This is a genomic window from Winogradskyella wichelsiae, from assembly GCF_013403925.1.
GTDB lineage: Bacteria > Bacteroidota > Bacteroidia > Flavobacteriales > Flavobacteriaceae > Winogradskyella > Winogradskyella wichelsiae.
This window is the reverse complement of record NZ_JABFDJ010000001.1, coordinates 828,484-847,039: the sequence shown is the minus strand read 5'-3', so window position 1 is coordinate 847,039 and position 18,556 is coordinate 828,484. Positions and strand designations below refer to the sequence as shown.

The window sequence follows — 18,556 nt, the reverse complement described above, 5'->3', positions numbered from 1 at the left end:
GAAGAGTAGGTCGCCGCCTTTTTAAGAACCCTTACTAGATAACTAGTAAGGGTTTTTTGCTTTTATATCCTTTTTTACTGCTTCTTTTATAAACTAATAAAGCTTAGAAGGTAGGCTGTGTTTAAGACACTAGAGCTAGCTAAAGAGAAGCCAAGAGAATCGTTCTAGAGTTTATAAAGTTTGGCTTATACAAGCTAATACCTAAAACAAAAAAGTCCCATCTGTAATAGATGGGACTTTTTTGTTCTAAAGAGATATAAGGTTTAGGGTTTATACTTCTTGTTTAGGTTAGTTAGCATTTCTGAAGTCATTCTTTCTAAATTAAAATCGTGCGACCAATTCCAATCTTTACGTGCTACACTATCATCTATTGAAGAAGGCCAACTGTCAGCAATTTCTTGTCTAAAATCTGGTTTATAGGTTATCGTAAAATGTGGAATTTCTGCTTTTATACTATTGGCTATGTCTTCAGGGGTAAAACTGATAGCAGATAAGTTATAAGAAGATCTAATAGTTAAATCTTTAGATGGTACTGACATAATATCTATTGTTGCTTTTATAGCATCGTCCATAAACATCATTGGAAGGTGTGTTTTTTCTGACAAGAAACTTTCATATTTACCTTTTTTAATAGCTTCATGATAAATTTCAACAGCATAATCAGTTGTTCCTCCTCCTGGCAACGCTTTATGACTGATAATTCCAGGATATCTAATACTTCTTACGTCTACATCGTATTTATTATAGTAGTATTCACACCAACGTTCTCCTACTTGCTTGGTTATACCGTAAACTGTGGTCGGCTCGCATATGGTATGTTGTGGTGTATGCTCTCTAGGAGTTGTTGGTCCAAAAACAGCGATACTGCTTGGCCAAAAGATCTTTTTAATTTGCTTGGTTTTTGCTAAGTTTAATACATGAAAAAGTGAATTCATATTTAAGTCCCACGCTTCCATAGGGTATTTTTCACCTGTTGCACTTAATAGGGCTGCCATTAAATAAATTGTATCTATTTTGTGACTAATGCAACAATCTTTAATAGCGTTGAAGTTTTTAGCATCTAAAATTACAAAAGGGCCAGCATTAACAAGCTCTAAATTGCGAGTGTTAATATCGCTAGCTACCACGTTATCTACTCCATGTATTTCTCTTAACTTAGTAGTTAGTTCTGTTCCTATTTGCCCACAGGCACCAATAATTAATATTTTTGAAGACATCTAAATGTTTAATAGTTTCTGCCAAAAGTAGTAAGAATTAATCCGTTCTAATATTAAAGTTTTCAAAAAATAAATGGTTTAATTTTATGGATTCCACAATTTTGTATTTTTATATATTAAAAATAGAAAAGTAATGTTTAGTATATTTACATTCAAATTAATACAGTGTTATGAAGATTAGATTTGTCATTTTAATATTGAGTTGTATTCTTGTTACTAATTGTGATGATGATTCCAAAAGTGACGCTACGGTAGATACTATTGTAGATGTAGAGGAGAACTCTAGAATTACAGCAAAAACCATTGAAAATATTGATTATAAGGATTTTGTTCTTAGTCCTGAGTCAAAAGAAGCGATTCTATCCTGGGGGGAATACCAAGAGTTGTTAAGACAGTTAAGTTTTTTGAAACGAGGAGATTTTTCATTTTTTGATGGTGATAAGGAAACATTGAAAAAGTTTATTACTGATTTTAAAAAGGGGTTACCAAGTGAATTTAGTACAAATCCAATTTTGTCTCGGAATGCGATTATTGAAACAGAACTTTTAAAACTTAATGAGAACCTTACCTTAGATAACATTGAACGTAAAGAAAAGATAGCAAGCATTAAAGGTCTTTTTATCGCATTTTCTAATTTAAATGATATGATAAATAAAAAATTAGAACGAGATATGTACAATAAAATACTTCCTGAATAATATGATCTCTAAATATTAAAGTTATTATTGCTTGTAACATTTAGAAATGTTTATAGACCTATAATTATATTCAATTAAAACTAAACAATAATAAATTATGAAAACCAATTTTAGTCGCGTAATTGCGATATCAGGTTTGGCATTTTTTACAATAGTTTCATGTAAAGAGGAGGCCAAAAAAGACACAGCTATAGCGGAGGTAAAAACGCCGGGGATTGTGTTAGAGAATATGGATACAACGGTAGATCCAAAGGATGATTTTTATAATTATGTCAACGGTAATTGGGCTAAGAGTAATACAATACCAGATGATGAATCTAGTTGGGGAGGATTTGGTGTTTTACGTAAATCTACTAGGCATGATGTTTTAGAAATTTTAAAAACATCTAAAGAATTAGGTACTTACACAGAAGGATCAGATCAAAGAAAAGCGTTATTAATTTATGAGTCTGAGTTAGATACGATTGCTCGTAACAAAGCGGGTATTGCTCCATTACAGCCTATATTAGACAAAATAACAGCGATTAAAAATTTAAGTGATATGCAAACGGTGTATGCCTCTACCTTGGGTGTTGGTGCACCATTTGCAGGTATTGGAGCTAACGCGGATCTTAATGATAGTAGTATGAATACTGCTTGGGTATTTCCCGGAGGTTTAGGATTGCAACGTGATTATTATATTGATCAAGATGCAAAAACGGTTGAAATAAGAGAGAAGTATGTAGATCATATTACTAAAATGCTTCAGTATGTAAATTACCCAGAAACAGATGCACGTGTAGCAGCAGAGAAAATTTTAGTATTAGAAACTCAGTTAGCAGAGCCTCGTTTAGACAAAGTAGCAAGTAGAGATATCAGAAACTTTAATAACCCAACTGCTCTGGCAGATTTACAAGCAATGAGTCCTTCTATTAATTGGCAGAAATTAATGGACGATATGGGTATTGATAAAAAAGTAGATACACTTATGGTGATGCAACCTAAGTATATGAAAGCTATGGATACATTTTTAAAGTCGACTCCTGTAGAAGACCTAAAAACTATGATGGTATGGAATACTTTAGATAATGCTGCAGGAATGCTTACCACTGAGATGGAGAAAGCTAACTGGGAGTTCTATGGTAAAACTTTAAATGGATCTAAAGCGATGCGCCCTGCAGATGAACGTGCTTTAGGAACTGTAGATGGAAGTGTTGGTGAAGCTATTGGACAACTATATGTGCAAGCTAAATTTCCGCCAGAAGCAAAAGTTAAAGCTGAAAAGATGATTGCAAATGTTATCAAGGCATTCCAAAATAGAATTAATAAGCTAGATTGGATGAGCGAAGAAACGAAAAAGAAAGCCATTGTTAAGCTAGATAAATTTACAGTTAAGATTGCTTATCCAGATGAATGGGAAGATTACTCAGCTATGCAAATAGAAGAAGGTAACACATATGCAGAAAACATGATGGCTGTTGGTGCTTGGGCACAGAAAAAAAACTTAGCCGATATTAATGAACCTGTGGATAAATCTAAATGGGGAATGGCACCACAAACTGTGAACGCTTATTTTAACCCAATGAACAATGAGATTGTTTTTCCTGCTGCTATTTTACAACCACCATTCTATAACTATACAGCAGATGAAGCTGTAAATTACGGGGGAATAGGTGCTGTAATTGGCCATGAAATTTCTCATGCTTTTGATGATTCTGGAGCACGTTTTGATGGCGATGGAAATGTAAATAACTGGTGGACACCAGAAGATTTAACTGAATTTGAAAAACGAGGTAACGCCTTAGCTGAGCAGTATTCTGCTATTCAGGTTTTAGATAGTGTTTATATTAATGGAGCTTATACTTTAGGTGAAAATATTGGAGATTTAGGTGGTGTTCTTGGTGCTTATGACGGTTTACAGTTATATTTTGAAGAACATGGAAGACCAGAAAATGTTGATGGATTTACTCCAGAACAACGTTTCTTTATGTCTTGGGCAACTGTTTGGAGAACTTTAACTAGAGAAGAAGGACTAAGATCACAGATTAAATCAGATCCACATTCTCCTGGTATTTATAGAGCAACACAACCTTTAAAAAATATTGATGCTTTCTATGAAGCTTTTAATATTAAAGAAGGCGATTCTATGTATTTAGCGCCAGAAAAGCGTGTTAGAATTTGGTAAATGTTATATTAAGATTATTAAATAAAAGGTGCAGCTCATTGAGCTGCACCTTTTATATTTTAGATCATTCTAAACGGTTACTTTTTATCAGCAGCAGCTTGTTGTGCCTGCTGTGCTTTTTGAGCCTCTAGGGCTTCTCTACTAATTTTAGCTAAACTAAAATTAGGATCGATAGCTAAAGCATCATTCATAAATTTAAGTGCTGCATCTATGTTAGCTGTTTTGTTTTCTGAAAAAGTCAATAGTCCTTTTAAATACATAATAGCTGCTTTCATAGATGTTTCATAAGGCTTTTGTTTCTCGTAGAAAGCACGCTTCATATCGTCTGTTACGTTATCTAACGCATATGAAAGATTTAGTTTAGCACCAGCTAAATCGTTTGTTTGAATTTTCATTTCAGCCATTTCATAAGCTAAATAAACATTAGGATCACGTTTATTTAATACTTCAAAATGTTCTAAAGCCATTTTAGGCTGATTTAAGTTTTTTAAAGCTAATGCTTTTACTTCTACATTCATATCAGAATCTGTAGCATTTTTGTCTACTCCAATAGTATTTAAGGCTTGCATATATTGTCTTTCAGAAAGATAGATGTATGCCAAAGTATCTGTACGTTCTACAGAAGGTTCTAAAATGTTAAGATGCGTCATGGCATTTATAACACCTTGCGTATCCCCTTGCTTTTTCATTTGCTTATAATAGGCTTGATAATGTTCTTTTAATCCTGCGTTAGTTTGTGCAAAAATACCTGCTGAAAATAACATGAGAATTGCAATTGTAATCGTCTTCATTTGTTCTTTATTTATTGTTGTTTAATCATTTAAAAAATTAATGGTCTAAATCTATAAAAATTAATAGTAAATGATCTTAAAAATCTATTAATTTCTATGGTGCTACTTTAAAGGTGTATTTCAAAAGTTGTACCATTATTTTAGATTCTATAATTTTCCCTTTACTTTCTTCTAAAGTATTAAAAATCGGAAGTGGTAAATTTTGAAGCTTACAATAGTTAGTATAATAGGTTTTTTTAGTTTGGTGTTTAGGATAAGCAGCGTTTATAGCTTTACCCCAAAGATCATTTTTAAGTATCGAAGTTATAATAGCTATACAATCAGTTTTATGAATTAAATTAGTTGGAGCCTCAGGATTTGAAATCTCTTTTTGACCTGATAAAAATTGACCAGGATGGCGCTCTTCATCTACCAAACCACCAAAACGTAAAATGGTTGTTTTAAAATTTGAATTTTCCTGAAGCATTTTTTCAATTTCTATAAGCTGTCTTCCACTATTAGAAATTGCATTAGGAACAGTTGATACAGTTATAATTGGAAAATTTATTTCATTCTGAAAAACAGAAGTAGAACTAATGTATAAAACTTGTTTTACTTTTTGTTTTTCAATTTCATGAATCAAGTGTTTTATTTCCGCGACATGATTTTTATTTGGATTTTTTCTTAATCCAGGAGGAATATTAATAATAACGGTATCACTTCCTGTTAAAAATTGAGTGTAATCACCTGATATTTCAGAGGGATTTAAAGTCACCAAAAACGGATTGATGTCGTGTTCTTTTAAAAGATTTAATTTGTCTGTTGTAGTGGTTGAACCGTTGATATTAAAACCGGTCTCTACTAGTTTTTTAGCTAAAGAAAAACCTAACCAACCGCATCCTATAATGCTAATTTGTGTATTCAAAATGTAAGAGTAATTTTTAGAGATTAAAGATACTGCATATTTAGTCTTTATTGTTGATGTTTTTTTAAGTCATTAATTTTCAGTAACTTTAAGTTTATCTCTAATTAATAAACAACAATATTATGGCTATTAAAAGTTTTCAAGGTGCTCGTAAGCAACAATTTGTAAATGAAACAATTACGTTAAAGGTAAGAGATTACATGTCTACAAATCTCATCACATTTAAGCCCAATCAGTCTGTACAAGAGGTTGTAGAAGCTTTAATACGAAATAAGATTTCTGGTGGCCCTGTAGTTAATGATAGACAAGAATTAATTGGGATTATCTCTGAAGGTGACTGTCTAAAACAATTAAGTGAAAGTCGCTATTACAATATGCCTTTAAAGCATGATACAGTTGATAAGCGCATGGCTACAGATGTTGAAACTATTGATGGTAATATGGATGTTTTTGATGCTGCAAATAAGTTTTTACAATCTAAAAGAAGACGTTTTCCTATTGTTGAAAATGGAAAATTGGTAGGGCAAATTAGTCAGAAAGATATTTTAATTGCCGCACTTAATCTAAAAGGTGAAAATTGGAATAGTACTACCAAAAAAAGCTCTTAATCATCTCGCTTTACTAAAGCGTAATAGTCTCCTTCTAGTGGTAAATAGCCCTGGTCGTAGACAAAGTAGTATATGGTGCCTGCCTTAGTGGTGTAGGTACTGGTAAAATAATTAAAATCAAAACCTTTTTCTATAAGTTTGGCTCTAGAACACTTTGTTTTTTTATTAGGATTAAGAGCTTCTAAGATTCTATAATTTTTCCTTAAGCGGTTATTTGTGTTTCTTATTAGATTTTTAGAATCTTTATTAATTCGGTTGTTTTGCGCATTTCTACAGCCATCACTGCAGTACTTTTTATCAATTCTGCCGATAATTTCATCACCACATTCTGGGCATTTTTTTCGCATGTTGTAAAATTAAGTTCTTACAATATACTAATTAAAATTCATTATAAACCTCTGGCAATGATTACGGTGTTAGTGTTATTTACTTTTTTGTAGATATCTACTTGAAAAACTTTTGATTTAAGGTAATTAACCAAACTATCTACTTTAGCTTCATTAGAAGCATTTACTGAGGCATTAAATAGAACGGTGCCTTTTATAGATTTTGAACTTAATACTTGGTTCCAAAACTCCTGATCTAAAAACTTACTTGGTACAGTAAGATCTATATAAAGATCTACAATGATTAAATCGAATTTTTTTGTGTTTGTTTGCACAAATTGAAATGCATCCATACAATGTATTTTTAATAGATTGTTTTCGATAATGCCAAATTCTGTTTTGGCAATATCTACCACAACAGAATCTAGCTCTACCGCTTCAATGGCGTTGTTATAATTAAAATCTTCTCGTAAGGTTTTTATAACACTGCCACCACCCATGCCTAAAATAAGAATGGAATTAAAGTTGGTGAGATTAATTTTCTCAAGTCCAAATTTTAAAATTCGTTGTAATGAGCCATAACTGTAGTTGGCATTCTGAGAATTGAGATGCTTTTTTCCGTTATACCACGTAATTTCTAATTCACCACTATACTTAGAAGTAATAGTTTTGGTTACCGGATAAATATAACTTAGCATTCGTTTCATATACGAGCTAAAGGTAAGCTTTATTCTACTTCCTCTTCCGTCTTAGATTTATTGTATTTGGTATAGCTAATGTTTTTCTTATCTAAAATAGCATAGAATTTACGCGAAGAAATTTTTAAGTCTCTATTTATTTCACTGACTTTCTTTTTTCCTTTTTTATAGAGTTTTAAATTTTTATTCACTTCTTTATTAAAGTAATAATCTTTTAATTTGTCTAAAACTTGCATTTCTGTCATACCAGATTCACTAGCATAGCTCTCTAATTCTTTTTTTACGTTTGTTAAATTTGTTTTCATATAGGGATATTTATGGATTAGCAGTGTGTATAGGGGACTGCTTTAATTATTACTAAATTATAAAATAAATTAGAAAAGAGCCAATTTGCCCACTAACGGGGCATTATTTCAGCTAAAATGAAAAAAACGAGATAAATTACTGCGTTTTTAGCCTATCTTAACTATAATTTAATTTAAGGTTGCTCTTTTAGTTGCATCCAATTTATTAAATCTTTTGTGTCAACAATAGACCAACTGTGTGGATGTCTTTCTCCATTAGATCTATAACCTTTATTTTTTGTAGGTATATATTGAATGGCTTTAAAATGTGAGGATTTCAAAGTTTCAGAAAGTGATTTAATAGCGTAGGCATTTAGTTCTTTATACTCTGCCATTGTCGTTTTTTGCCACCAAAGGGTATCTGGTTCTGTATATAATCTAATTTTGGTGTGTTTTAAATGTGAAAGATTATCTATATTTTTTGTTTCTGAAGTGAAGACAGCATAAGTTTCATAATTAGAAATACTATCCTTAGGATTTCCAAAAGCATTGCTCAATGTCTCAAGAATCCAGAGACTCTCTTCTTTTGTATAATTTGAAAAATCGCGCTCAATATTTTTTTGTGCTGTATTGTATAACCCGATTAAATCTAATGGCGCGTCTACTATAAAAACCCCTTTAGGTTTTATACTAGGATTATAACCTGCTATAAAATTACTAATTAATAATGCTATGTTTCCTCCACTAGAGAATCCGCCGATAAAGATGTTATCGGTTGGTAATTTGTTTGTTTTAAAAATATTTTTAAGCTGTTTAGATAATTGTATTTTTTCATCTTGATTTAGCCATAATTTACCACTATAGTTCATAAAGAGAACTGAAATAGCATTATTTTTCGCATCTTTTAATATTTTAAACTCACGCTTAATATCTTGTGCATTTTCTGGAAAACCACCAAAAAGAATTAAGACTCCCTTTGCATTTTTAGAAACTTTGTTTAGCTCGTAGTTGGTATGAATAATCTCTTCAAACTTTGTTTCTGTCGTTATTTGTTTTTTTGCTGAGTTTCTGCATGAAGTGAGCATCACAATAATAATAAATCCTAAAAATTTCTTCATAGCTTAAATTATTTATTAAAACGATAAGGTAATGACAATGGTTTTAGGATTACTGTTTTTAATTTTCAGATAGGTTGTTTTTTATCCTGGGATTTATCCTTGTTAAGAAGTCTGCAAATTTATATTTGTCTTTTGGGGAAAGAATCATCTCATTATTTTTTCCATATTTAATCTCAATACGATCAAATGAGGCTGCTGGTGATGAAATAATATTAGAAGATTTTGATATTTCTTTAATTTCACTAATTACAATAGGTTTATAATGGAAAAAACCACATTTAATTTTAAGTATATTATGAGTTAGGGTATATGTTGTGTTGAAGAACATGTGTAATATAAGCGCATAGATCAGTGCTATAAATAATAGAATAGGTATTGTTTTTAAAGTAAGACCTCCATAAATTAATGTAGGTATTAATGATCCAAAAAACACGACAAATACTACAATTAATAAGCCGTAAGATATTTTGGAATTGAAAGTTTTAGTCATCGTTTGTTAGGTTGAATTGTTTTACTGGTATTAATATTTTTTATATTTTAGAATAGTAACTAATGGAGACTAAAATTCAACTGAATCTGGATCTAAGCCTGAAGCCCCAATTTTTTCTAAGCCATTAATGACAGTCATATCTGATGCTGTTAATTGAAAATTAAACACATCAAAATTTTCTTCTATACGGTGTGGTGTAACTGATTTTGGTAATGGTATTACACCGTTCTGTAAAGCCCAACGAATGCAAACTTGAGCAACAGATTTATTATATTTTTTAGCAATAGATTTTAAAATACCATTATTTAAAACTTCACCACGACCAAGAGGGCTCCAGCCTTCAACTTGAATATTGTTATCCGCACAAAACTTTACACAGTCTGGTTGTGTAAATCCTGGATGATATTCAATTTGATTTACAGAAGGTTTTGTTTTAGCTGTTTTCATTAAAGGTTCTAAATGATGCGGCATAAAATTACTTACACCAAGGCTTTTAATTTTTCCTTCATTGTATAGTTTTTCCATGGCCCTCCAAGTTTCTGCATTTATCTCTTGCCAATTTTCAAACTGATGTGCTGCAGCTGGCCAATGTATAAGGTATAGATCTAAATAATCGAGTTGTAAATCTTCTAAGGTTTTTTCAAAAGCTTTTAATGTGCTTTCATATCCACGTTCAGCATTCCATAATTTACTGGTTATAAAAAGATCTTTGCGTTCAATACCACAGGCTTTAATCCCTGCGCCAACACCTTCTTCATTTGCATAAATTGCTGCTGCATCAATATGTTTATAACCAATTTCTATGGCTGTTTTTATTGATTTTATAGCAGTTTCTCCATCGGGTGTTTTCCAGGTTCCGAAACCTAAAGATGGAATTTTAATACCGTTGTTAAGTGTGAAATATGTTTTCATTAGTGATCTATTTTTAATTCTGCATAAACATCTTGAGCTCCGTGAATTTCTTTTCCAAACATCACCTGAATATCATATGTAATATTGTATTCTTTTAGAACTTCATCGATGTTATCTTTTTTGCTTTTAGCGATCTCAATATCTTGTCGGTATGTGTTTAAAGTACCAAATGCTTTTCCGAGTAAGGTAATTCCGATAACTATAATCGTTATTGTTACTGAGGATATAATTCTGCTTTCTAAGGTGAATTTACCAAATAAAAATCCTCCGATTATTACTGCGATTCCCATTACGGCAAATACAACAAAATAGGTGTAGGTTAAAAGCTTTTTTCGCTTATGATTTTGGTAATCTATGTTAACATATTCTAGTTGATCTTCAAACTTTTTATTTAGCTCGATTTTAGAACAAGTTTTATTAAATTCTGGCTTTCGATTGTTTAGAGCACAGGTTGTACCAATTTTTAAACTCGTTATTTGATGATCGCATAAACGACAATGTCTTGCTAAATCCATTAAATGATAAGTTGAATTTTATATGGATAGAATTAAATAGTATTCATCATCATGTTCGCCAAAAACGAAATGAAAATTCTCGTTTTTGTTTATTTTATCAAAAGCATTTTTGTCATTTAGTTCATTAAATACTTCATGAATGGCTATAATTCCTTTGAGTTGAAAACATTTTGCTAGCTCTCTGTCTTCGGTAATTAAAACCCCATTTTCATAATAAGATTTCCCTAATTTCTTTTTTACAAATGGATTAAAGAATTGAGTTTTTAGACCTTTAATTTGTTCTAATCCGTCAGCGAAATCATAAGAGAATCCCATTTTAACCTTTACATGTTTAATGGTTTCTTTCTTCCAATTAATAATTCCGTATAGTTTGGTTTTTTGATCTTTTTCTTGCGGGAATTCGTGTTCAAATAAGATGGCATCTAATTTTTGTTCTGGGTTTATCCCTTCTTTAGGATTTGTCCATCTCTTTTTAATTTTCTTTACAACCTTCTTTTTTAAGTCGCTTTTGTATTCATCAAAATCATAAGACATTAATTTATTAAAGACTTTTTCAGTTTTTTTAAATTTATTGGATGACTTATATTCAGAAATAGCGATTTCTAATTCACTTTTTAATTGGTTACCAATTTCTTCATTAGACAACATAAACAAGGTAAGTTTAAATTAAGATTAATACGCTTTAACGTGTTGAGGACCTAATTTAGTAAATAAATTTTGAATAGAGAATATATAATTAACTTCTATTAGTACCAAAGACTAGTTAATGAGCTACTTATAATTTTTTATATAAATTTAAAAACTATACATTATTAGTTATGAGTTAAATATATTTATGCCCCTGTTTTCAGGGTTTTTGTTTTTACTAAATTAAGGGTTATACCGAAGAGTTAGTTGGTATAATTTTGCATAGAAATGTTAGAAACAGACCAAAGTATAGGTTCAGTGTTTAAAGTTAATGACCTTCAATTTAGGTAGCTCATAAATTAACTGTCGCCTTTAAATTAAAATAAATAACGAATGTCTATAAATTAACTAAAAATCACCTAAACAATTATGAAAATTAAATTACTCGTATTATCAGTATTCGCTTTCTGTTGTGTATTTAATGCAGAAGCTCAAAAATTAAAAAAGTTTGGAAGTTCAGTTGAAAAGAAAATTGGACCAAAAACAATTAAAGTACCTTACACAGATGTTATCTCTTATTTAGGATATGCTTCTGAAGGAAATGAAGATGAAGTAATAGAAGGAAAAAAATTCTATTACATTTATTTATGGGTTCCTGCTGTTGCACCAGAATTGGGTGTAAGAATGCTTTCTCCTGTTGCAAAAACTAAAGTTAAAGATGCTATTAAGTCTGAGGCTTATGAAGCAAACGAATCTTCTAGTGATTATTTTGATACTTACATTACTTTAGAGCGTTCTACTATTTTCAAAAAAGAGGATATTACAGAAGAAGCTGCTAAAAGTGCAACTTGGACTACACTTGCTAGGAACGATGATAGTAGTGAAATGCCAAAGCAACCTAGTGGAAGCAGTTACAACTCTTTATTAAGATATAAAAGTGAAGTAGGTAGCCCTACAAACGCTTTAACTGCTGGTTTATACCGTATTGGTTTTACAACTTATAAAACAGGTGAAGTTAAAGGAACATTTTTAGCAGAAGTTGCGGCTCCGGTAAAATTACCAGGTGTTGTAATGGCTAAAACTATCGAAGAACTTTTAAAAGGACTATAATACAAATACAGACATTCGTATTTTAGTAGACACCTCTTTATGTAAATAAAGAGGTGTTTTAATTTCTAGCCATTTGTTGTATTTGGATGTTCTAAATTGTTGATTATTTTTTGTGGCTACTATAATTAATTTTTGAGTCTATTTTAGCTAATTAAAGGGTTTCCTTATTTACATAATTGTCCTTGATATGTATAAAAAATCAGGTTTTAAAAATAGAAGTCTCTTAATCCCAACATTTATAATAATTTAAAAACTCCCTTAAAAGCTAAGTTTAATAGTCGTTTACCTGTTTTTAAACGATTACAAGTAATTACAAACGAATGTAAATAGGTAACTACCGAATATTATTTGTCAGTCATTACATCTTTGCAGTGTTGAATCGATTTAGGTTCAATAGTATTAACTGTTTAACCATTAAATTTAGATATTATGAATACACTTAAAAACAAAGTACAGTTGATTGGTAACTTAGGAAATGACCCAGAAATCACCAATTTTGAATCTGGAAAAAGATTAGCAAAATTCTCAGTAGCTACAAACGAAACCTATAAAAATGCTAAAGGAGAAAAGGTAACCGATACACAATGGCATAATGTTGTGGCTTGGGGTAAAACGGCAGAGGTTGTAGAAAAGTTTGTAACTAAAGGTAAAGAAGTTGCTATTGAGGGAAAATTGACCTCAAGATCTTGGGAAGATAAAGACGGGGTTAAACGCTATATTACAGAGATTGTTTGTAGCGAGCTATTAATGTTAGGTAAATAATTGAAATTATAAAACCCAAATGACAATTATTACTATTGTCATTTGGGTTTCATATTTATGCTACTTTTTTAAGCAAATCAAAACAAGGACATTTTTTACAACGCTTGTTTTCTGATTTCTTAAATTTCTTGCAGCATTTAGATTTTACCTTATTTAAGGTATCTAATCCTGTAGCTTCAAGAACTTTAATACGTTCTTTCTTTAACTTCTTATTTTTCTTCTTTTTGCCCATTGCATAAAAAATCAATAGAACAAAAATAACTATTTATATTTAATCTAAATAATATTTAACATTTATATACCTGGAGTTTCTGCTGCTGAGCTTACTGTAAGTTGTTGAATGTCTCTATCAAAAAGATATAAGCCACCTTTATCATCACCAATCATTTTTACTTTATCAAGGATAGTCCTTGCTGTAGCCTCTTCTTCAATTTGTTCTGCAACGTACCACTGTAAGAAGTTGTGCGTGGCATAATCTTTTTCTTGCAAAGAAATATGGACTAGGTCATTGATGCTTTCCGAAACAAAAATTTCGTGTTCTAAAAGCTTTTCAAACATAGATTTATAAGACTCAAAAGTAACGTTAGGTGCTGTTAATTCCGAAACATGTGCGTGTCCGCCACGCTCGTTAACAAATTTTACAAGTTTTAACATGTGTGCGCGTTCTTCGTCCGATTGGTCGTACATAAAATTAGAAATACCTTCTAATCCTTTAACTTCCGCCCAAATTGCCATAGCTAAATAAGCTTGAGACGATTCTGCTTCAATTCTAATTTGTTTATTTAATGCGGCTTCAATTGATTTTGATAACATAGTGTGGTGTTTTAATTCAAATATAAGAATACTTCATCCTTTGATAAAATATTTGGGTGAATTTGCTTTTAATACTGCTTATTAGCAAAATAGGCATTTCGATACAGAACGGTTATCGCTAAAAGAAAATATCTTGAGCTAATCGAAATGTGTTAGCATGCGCATCAACAATTTTTTTTATATCTGGTGAATAGCCACCTCCCATACTACACATTACAGGGATTTGATTAAGCTTGCACTGTTCTAAAACAAAACGATCTCTGGCTTTACACCCTTCTATGGACAAACTAAGCTGCCCTAATTTATCTGAAGCTATAACATCTACACCACATAAGTAGTAAATAAAATCGGGTTGTTCTTTGTCTATTAACTTTGGAAGCGTTGCTTTTAATAGCTCTAAATACGTGGTGTCATCTGTATTATTTTCTAACGCGATGTCTAAATCACTTTGCTCTTTCTTAAAAGGATAGTTGTTTTTTCCGTGCATAGAAAAGGTAAAAACAGACGTGTCATTCTCAAATATTTCGGCTGTTCCATTTCCTTGATGCACATCTAAATCTACAATTAAAATTTTTTTAGCTAAGCTATTACTTTGAAGATATCGTGCAGCAATAGCTTGATCGTGTAATAAACAAAAGGCTTCACCTCGGTCTGTAAAGGCATGATGTGTACCACCTGAAATATTCATGGCAATGCCATACTGCACTGCAAATTCACTTGCTTTTATGGTACCATCAGCTATAATAACTTCTCGCTTAATTAAATTTCTACTCAGTGGAAATCCTATTTTCCGTGCAGCTCTTTGATCTAGTGTTAAATTTACCAAATCGTAATAATATTCTGGTGTATGAACAGCCAGAATGTGTTTGTCATTTGGTTTTTTTGGTTCAAAAAAATTATCCTGATCGCAAGTTCCTTCGTGCAAAAGCTGTTGCGGTAACAACTCGTATTTTTCCATAGGAAAGCGGTGACTTTCGGGTACATGGTGTCTGTATATTGGGTGAAACGCTATTTTTAGCATTATTTAATAAGTTTTAATTGAATTCGTTTTCTAGTCACATCAACCTCTAAAACCTTCACCATAATTTGTTGATGTAATTGCACGTGTTCATTAACATCTTTGACAAAACTATCAGACAAATTAGATACATGTATTAAACCGCTCTCCTTAATGCCAACATCTACAAAACAACCAAAATTAGTGATGTTATTTACGATTCCGGGTAGTGTTTGTCCTTCGTGTAAATCGGTAATCGTTTTTATATTTTGATCAAAAGTGAAAACCTTAGCTTTTTCCCTAATATCTAAACCTGGCTTTTCTAATTCTTTAATAATATCTTGAAGCGTTAGCAAACCAACCTCTTGAGATACATATTTTTTTAAATCAATATTTTGAAGTTTTGATTTATTACCAATTAATTCTTGAAGCGAAACACCTTCATCTTTAGCCATTTTTTTTATAATAGCATAGCTTTCTGGATGTACAGCAGAATCGTCTAGTGGATTTTTAGCGCCTTTGATTCTTAAAAATGCAGCACTTTGTTCAAAAGCTTTGCCTCCTAAACGCGGTACTTTTAAAATGTCTTTTCGTGATTTAAAAACACCGTGTTCTACTCTATAATCAAAAATATTTTCAGCTAATTTAGGTCCAATTCCAGAGACATGGCTCAATAAAGGTTTACTAGCAGAATTGATGTTTACACCAACAGCATTTACGCAGTTTTCTATAACCGTATCCAATTGTTTTTGAAGCTTGGCTTGGTCAACATCGTGCTGGTATTGCCCTACACCAATGGATTTTGCATCAATTTTTACTAGTTCGGCCAGCGGATCTTGCAATCTTCTACCAATAGAAACCGAACCACGAACGGTAACATCATAATTAGGGAATTCTTCACGAGCAATTGGGGATGCCGAATAAATACTAGCACCAGCTTCACTAACCACAAAGACTTCTAAATCATTTTTAAAATGAATTTTACGAATCAAAGCTTTAGTTTCTCTAGATGCTGTTCCGTTTCCTATAGCAATGGCTTCAATTTTGTGAGCTTCCGCTAAAGACGAAATCTTTTTAATAGCACCAATACTATCATTTTGGGGTGGATGTGGAAATATGGTTTCATTATGTTTTAAATTCCCTTGAGCATCTAAACAAACCACTTTACAACCACTTTTAAAACCCGGATCTATCGCTAAAACGCACTTTTCTCCTATAGGTGACCCTAATAATAATTGTTTTAGATTTTTTGCAAAAACCGTAATCGCAGATTCGTCTGCTTTGTCTTTGGCATTATTTAAAGTTTCTTTGCTCAACGACGGAAATAATAAACGTTTATAAGCATCTGATATTGCTAATTCTATTTGGTCTGCACAAGCATTCTGACTTCGTATAATTCTGTTGTCAATAAGTTCTAAGGCTCTAACTTCGTCAATTTCAATTTTAAAACGAATAAAACCTTCGCTTTCTGCTCTTAGGATAGCGAGTAGTCTATGGGAAGGAATACGAGATAAGGACTCCGACCAATCAAAATAATCTCTAAATTTCTGTGCCTTCTCATCTTCCTTTTTCGTCTTTATAACTTTAGTAGAAATTTGAGCTTGTCGTTCTAATTGATTTCTTAAACTATTTCTAATATCTGCTCGTTCATTAATCCATTCAGCAATAATGTGTCTTGCACCTTCTAAAGCTTCATCTGTCGTTTTAATATCTCCCTTTACATATTTGTATGCGATAGATTCGATATCATTTGCTTTTTGACTCATGATGATTTTTGCTAAAGGCTCTAAACCATTTTTACGAGCTGTTTCTGCTTTTGTTTTCCGTTTTTTCTTGTAGGGTAAATAGAGATCTTCAAGCGTTATGAGATCTTGTGTTTTTTCAATCTTTTGTTTTAGTTCGTCCGTTAAAACATCTTGTTCTTCTAAAGCTTTTAAAATGGCTATTTTTCGTTTTTCTAAAGCTTCAAATTGTTCTTTATATTTAACGATGTCTCCAATCTGTACTTCGTCTAAGTTTCCTGTAGCTTCTTTTCTGTAGCGTGAAATAAAAGGTATGGTGCAGTCTTCATTCAGTAATTGAATGGTGCTTTTTATATTTTTTTCTGCTAATTGCGTGTGTTGAACTATATATTTTATCATCATAAAAAAAGACCTTATAAATTTAAAATTATAAGGTCTGTAATATATTTAACTCCGCTGAAATAGCCGAATAGTTTTAATAAAAGTTATTAATTAGTCCCAGCTTCTTTTTCGGCATCCTTAACCATAGTTTCATTTGGTACAATAGCGATATTAACACGTCGGTTTTTAGAACGTCCTTCTGCTGTTGTATTATCATACATAGGTTGCTCTTCTCCAAACCAATGGGTTGTAAATCTTCCACTACTTAAACCTTTAGCCATTAAATAATTAGTTACAGCTTCAGCTCTGTTTTTAGATAGAGTCATATTATAAGCATCATTACCAGAACTATCGGTGTGACCAACGACCAGAATATTAGTTTCTGGATATTCAGAAAATACACTTGCTAATTTATTAAGTGTTTCTTGTGATTTACTATTAACGTTATATTTTTCGGTATCAAAATAAACACCACTTTGTTCATCAAAGGTTAAGACGATACCATCATCTACGCGCTCTACAGTTGCACCAGGGATTTCTTGTTCAATTTCTTGAGCTTGTTTATCCATTTTATTCCCGATTAAAACACCAGCACCTCCACCAACAACACCGCCAATTACAGCTCCTAATTCGCTATTGTTTCCGCTACCAACATTATTTCCTATGATAGCACCTAAAAGGGCGCCGCCCGTTGCACCGATGACTCCACCTTTTTGTTTGTTATTTGCATTGTCTACAGCTTTACAGCTTGTCATTAATACTAAAACTAGTGATAAGGTTAAGGCTATATTCGATTTATAATTTTTCATGTATTTATCTTTTTTTATGATTGATGTTCACTATCATCATTTCTTTCAATGATAATTTTTTGAACATTTTGTTTTATGCTTTTGTGAAATTCATAGTAATGGTAATGGGTTTTCCATCTAGAGTCAAGACTTGTTCCCATTGCATTGAAGTTTCGGAAAGTGCTGTTAAATCCATACGGTATCCAACATTGGTTTCCGATTTTCCTTTCTCGTTTGTAGGTTTTAATAGAAAATTATACAAGCCAGTATCTTCGTCTACCTCGTCTATTGTAAATGAGAAATTACGTTGATCTGTATCGCAGTTCATTCCAGACAGTGTATATGTTCCGGTATTGTTATTGGGTATAAATTGCCATTTACTATTTTCGAAACAGGCTTTTTCAGCATCGTTAAGAAGCGTGATTTTTAAATCTCCAATAGCAGAATATTTTACGGATGTTAATGACCAATCTCCTTTAATTGTTTTTTTAGATTGACGTACTGTTTTTGATGTGCCACAAGCCAAAAAACAGACTGTTAAGCACAATATTGCTAGTTTTTTCATAGTCTTTTAAATAATGATTTTGGTCAAAATTAGTTTAAAGACAAAG

General features: G+C 31.7%; 21 protein-coding genes. 5 read left to right on the top strand and 16 right to left on the bottom strand.

Annotated elements, in window-relative coordinates:
• Window positions 1-263: 263 nt before the first annotated feature.
• Entirely contained in the window at window positions 264-1,217 is a 954-nt protein-coding gene (locus tag HM985_RS03650; protein ID WP_179374925.1) for an NAD-dependent epimerase/dehydratase family protein, read from the bottom strand.
• Between the two features lie 170 nt (window positions 1,218-1,387).
• Here HM985_RS03650 and HM985_RS03645 point away from each other — a divergent pair, with 170 nt between their 5' ends.
• Complete coding sequence (locus tag HM985_RS03645) at window positions 1,388-1,915, top strand: hypothetical protein (protein ID WP_179374924.1); 528 nt, start codon at window positions 1,388-1,390, stop codon at window positions 1,913-1,915.
• Window positions 1,916-2,012: 97 nt separating this feature from the next.
• Window positions 2,013-4,079: a M13 family metallopeptidase gene (locus HM985_RS03640; protein ID WP_179374923.1), complete on the top strand. Its 2,067-nt coding sequence runs from the start codon at window positions 2,013-2,015 to the stop codon at window positions 4,077-4,079.
• A 77-nt stretch (window positions 4,080-4,156) separates the two neighbouring features.
• On the opposite strand, the gene HM985_RS03635 is transcribed toward HM985_RS03640, so the two are convergent.
• Both HM985_RS03635 and HM985_RS03630 read right to left on the bottom strand, forming a co-directional pair.
• Window positions 4,157-4,870 carry a hypothetical protein gene (locus HM985_RS03635; protein WP_179374922.1) on the bottom strand — a complete coding sequence of 238 codons (714 nt, stop codon included), beginning with the start codon at window positions 4,868-4,870 and terminating at the stop codon, window positions 4,157-4,159.
• Between the two features lie 94 nt (window positions 4,871-4,964).
• Window positions 4,965-5,774, bottom strand: a complete 810-nt coding sequence (locus HM985_RS03630) for an NAD(P)H-binding protein (RefSeq protein WP_179374921.1) — start codon at window positions 5,772-5,774, stop codon at window positions 4,965-4,967.
• A 122-nt stretch (window positions 5,775-5,896) separates the two neighbouring features.
• Here HM985_RS03630 and HM985_RS03625 point away from each other — a divergent pair, with 122 nt between their 5' ends.
• Window positions 5,897-6,382 carry a CBS domain-containing protein gene (locus HM985_RS03625; protein ID WP_179374920.1) on the top strand — a complete coding sequence of 162 codons (486 nt, stop codon included), beginning with the start codon at window positions 5,897-5,899 and terminating at the stop codon, window positions 6,380-6,382.
• On the opposite strand, the gene HM985_RS03620 is transcribed toward HM985_RS03625, so the two are convergent.
• From HM985_RS03620 to HM985_RS03585, 8 genes are all read right to left on the bottom strand, one after another.
• Entirely contained in the window at window positions 6,379-6,729 is a 351-nt protein-coding gene (locus tag HM985_RS03620; protein ID WP_179374919.1) for a hypothetical protein, read from the bottom strand. The genes HM985_RS03625 and HM985_RS03620 overlap by 4 nt on opposite strands.
• Window positions 6,730-6,770: 41 nt before the next feature.
• Window positions 6,771-7,406, bottom strand: a complete 636-nt coding sequence (locus HM985_RS03615; protein WP_246284947.1) for a spermidine synthase — start codon at window positions 7,404-7,406, stop codon at window positions 6,771-6,773.
• A gap of 29 nt (window positions 7,407-7,435) precedes the next feature.
• Entirely contained in the window at window positions 7,436-7,711 is a 276-nt protein-coding gene (locus HM985_RS03610) for a hypothetical protein (RefSeq protein WP_179374917.1), read from the bottom strand.
• Between the two features lie 173 nt (window positions 7,712-7,884).
• Complete coding sequence (locus HM985_RS03605) at window positions 7,885-8,808, bottom strand: hypothetical protein (RefSeq protein ID WP_179374916.1); 924 nt, start codon at window positions 8,806-8,808, stop codon at window positions 7,885-7,887.
• A 58-nt stretch (window positions 8,809-8,866) separates the two neighbouring features.
• A complete protein-coding gene (locus tag HM985_RS03600; protein ID WP_179374915.1) occupies window positions 8,867-9,298 on the bottom strand; it encodes a PH domain-containing protein in 432 nt (143 codons plus the stop codon).
• A gap of 69 nt (window positions 9,299-9,367) precedes the next feature.
• Window positions 9,368-10,210 (bottom strand): aldo/keto reductase, encoded by an 843-nt coding sequence (locus HM985_RS03595; protein ID WP_179374914.1) that lies wholly within the window; start codon window positions 10,208-10,210, stop codon window positions 9,368-9,370.
• Window positions 10,210-10,725: a hypothetical protein gene (locus HM985_RS03590; protein WP_179374913.1), complete on the bottom strand. Its 516-nt coding sequence runs from the start codon at window positions 10,723-10,725 to the stop codon at window positions 10,210-10,212. The genes HM985_RS03595 and HM985_RS03590 overlap by 1 nt, the downstream gene beginning before the upstream one ends.
• 18 nt (window positions 10,726-10,743) lie before the next feature.
• On the bottom strand, window positions 10,744-11,373 hold the full coding sequence (locus HM985_RS03585) for a hypothetical protein (protein WP_179374912.1): 630 nt from the start codon (window positions 11,371-11,373) through the stop codon (window positions 10,744-10,746).
• Window positions 11,374-11,781: 408 nt separating this feature from the next.
• On the opposite strand from HM985_RS03585, the gene HM985_RS03580 reads away from it, so the two are divergent.
• Window positions 11,782-12,462, top strand: coding sequence for a Lipl32 family lipoprotein (locus HM985_RS03580; protein WP_179374911.1), 681 nt, complete (start codon window positions 11,782-11,784; stop codon window positions 12,460-12,462).
• Window positions 12,463-12,891: 429 nt separating this feature from the next.
• Window positions 12,892-13,224, top strand: coding sequence for a single-stranded DNA-binding protein (locus tag HM985_RS03575; protein ID WP_179374910.1), 333 nt, complete (start codon window positions 12,892-12,894; stop codon window positions 13,222-13,224).
• Between the two features lie 294 nt (window positions 13,225-13,518).
• Here HM985_RS03575 and HM985_RS03570 read toward each other — a convergent pair whose 3' ends face one another.
• The 5 genes from HM985_RS03570 to HM985_RS03550 all read right to left on the bottom strand — a co-directional run bounded on the left by HM985_RS03570 (window position 13,519) and on the right by HM985_RS03550 (window position 18,510).
• Window positions 13,519-14,037 (bottom strand): ferritin, encoded by a 519-nt coding sequence (locus HM985_RS03570; RefSeq protein WP_179374909.1) that lies wholly within the window; start codon window positions 14,035-14,037, stop codon window positions 13,519-13,521.
• A gap of 118 nt (window positions 14,038-14,155) precedes the next feature.
• On the bottom strand, window positions 14,156-15,058 hold the full coding sequence (locus tag HM985_RS03565) for a histone deacetylase family protein (RefSeq protein ID WP_179374908.1): 903 nt from the start codon (window positions 15,056-15,058) through the stop codon (window positions 14,156-14,158).
• The gene (locus HM985_RS03560) at window positions 15,058-17,175 is read right to left on the bottom strand and encodes a Tex family protein (RefSeq protein WP_179374957.1); all 2,118 of its coding nucleotides are present in this window, start codon (window positions 17,173-17,175) and stop codon (window positions 15,058-15,060) included. Before HM985_RS03560 ends, HM985_RS03565 begins: the two co-directional genes overlap by 1 nt.
• A gap of 89 nt (window positions 17,176-17,264) precedes the next feature.
• Window positions 17,265-17,966, bottom strand: coding sequence for an OmpA family protein (locus HM985_RS03555; RefSeq protein WP_179374907.1), 702 nt, complete (start codon window positions 17,964-17,966; stop codon window positions 17,265-17,267).
• Between the two features lie 73 nt (window positions 17,967-18,039).
• A complete protein-coding gene (locus HM985_RS03550; RefSeq protein WP_179374906.1) occupies window positions 18,040-18,510 on the bottom strand; it encodes a lipocalin family protein in 471 nt (156 codons plus the stop codon).
• Window positions 18,511-18,556: the final 46 nt, after the last annotated feature.